The organism is Streptomyces sp. SM1 (genome assembly GCF_002910825.1).
In the GTDB taxonomy this organism is placed as follows: Bacteria; Actinomycetota; Actinomycetes; order Streptomycetales; family Streptomycetaceae; genus Streptomyces; species Streptomyces okerensis.
Map to the genome: position 1 here is coordinate 1 of NZ_NEUB01000426.1, position 1,251 is coordinate 1,251.

Here is a 1,251-nt window from a genome sequence, read left to right on the forward strand (position 1 = left end):
CCCGGCGGGCACGAAGGGGTGCAGCTGACCGAACTCGGGCCAGGTGACCGCGTCCGCGGCCAACGCCACCCGCCGCACTCCCAGTTCACGTCCCAGCGCGCCCGGCAGCTCCGCGCGCAGCGCGTCCCCCAGGCTGGCCATCCCGGCCGCGCCGACGACGGCCGCGACTGGCTGCCCGGTCCCGGACTTGGCGCACAACGCCCTTGCCATCGGCACCAGTTGTTCCATGAGGTGCTCCGGGTCGATGCCCCGTGCCCCGGTCCGCACCGGTTCTCCCGAGGCGGCCCTTGCCAGGGGACCCCGCCCGCCGGCCCCGACGACGACCCGGAGCCCGGAACCCCCGGAGTCCACGGCGAGATATCCGGGCCCGGACACGGCGGTTCCCCTTCCCTCCGACGGCCGGCCGCACGCTGTCGTGGACCGGCCGGTCACGACGAGGACGAACACTAGCGTCCCGGCGGTGCCGTCCGGTGCCGTCCGGTGCCGCCCGGTGGTGCCTCGGGTGGGAGTCCGGGCGCTGATGTCGCTAGAGTCCGTGCGTGGCACCAAGACCTTTGCATGAACTGGTGGAAGCGGGCTGGGCGAAGGCCCTTGAACCGGTGGCCGACCGAGTCGCGGCGATGGGCGACTTCCTGCGGGCGGAGATAGCCGCGGGGCGTACGTACCTGCCCGCGGGTCCTCACGTCCTACGGGCGTTCCAGCAGCCGTTCGACGACGTCCGCGTCCTGATCGTGGGCCAGGACCCCTATCCGACGCCCGGTATGGCGATCGGGCTGAGCTTCGCGGTGGCGCCCGAGGTGAGGTCCCTGCCGGGGAGCCTGGAGAACATCTTCCGGGAGATGAACTCCGACCTGGGCCTGCCCAGGCCGTCGAACGGCGATCTGACCCCGTGGACCGAACAGGGCGTGCTGCTGCTCAACAGGGCACTGACGACGGCCCCGCGCAAGCCTGCCGCCCATCGCGGCAAGGGCTGGGAGGAGGTCACCGAGCAGGCGATCCGCGCGCTGGCGGAGCGAGGCAAACCCCTGGTCTCCATCCTGTGGGGACGGGACGCCCGCAACTGCCGTCCGCTGCTCGGCAGTCTCCCCGCGGTCGAGTCGGCCCACCCGTCGCCGATGTCGGCCGACCGAGGCTTCTTCGGCTCACGCCCGTTCAGCCGGGCCAACGACCTGCTGACCCGCCAGGGCGCCCAGCCGGTGGAGTGGCGCCTGCCCTGATCCGCGGGCCCGCCCACGCGCACGGCGAAGCGGC

Annotated in this window: 1 protein-coding gene and 1 pseudogene; one reads left to right on the forward strand and one right to left on the reverse strand. The window is 73.2% G+C overall.

Annotated elements, in window-relative coordinates; translation table 11 throughout:
• Positions 1–375, reverse strand: a pseudogene (locus tag B9S61_RS10605) (hypothetical protein); the annotation flags it as partial.
• Between the two features lie 164 nt (positions 376–539).
• Here B9S61_RS10605 and B9S61_RS10610 point away from each other — a divergent pair.
• A complete protein-coding gene (locus B9S61_RS10610) occupies positions 540–1,217 on the forward strand; it encodes a uracil-DNA glycosylase (RefSeq protein WP_103542027.1) in 678 nt (225 codons plus the stop codon).
• The last annotated feature ends 34 nt before the right edge of the window (positions 1,218–1,251 follow it).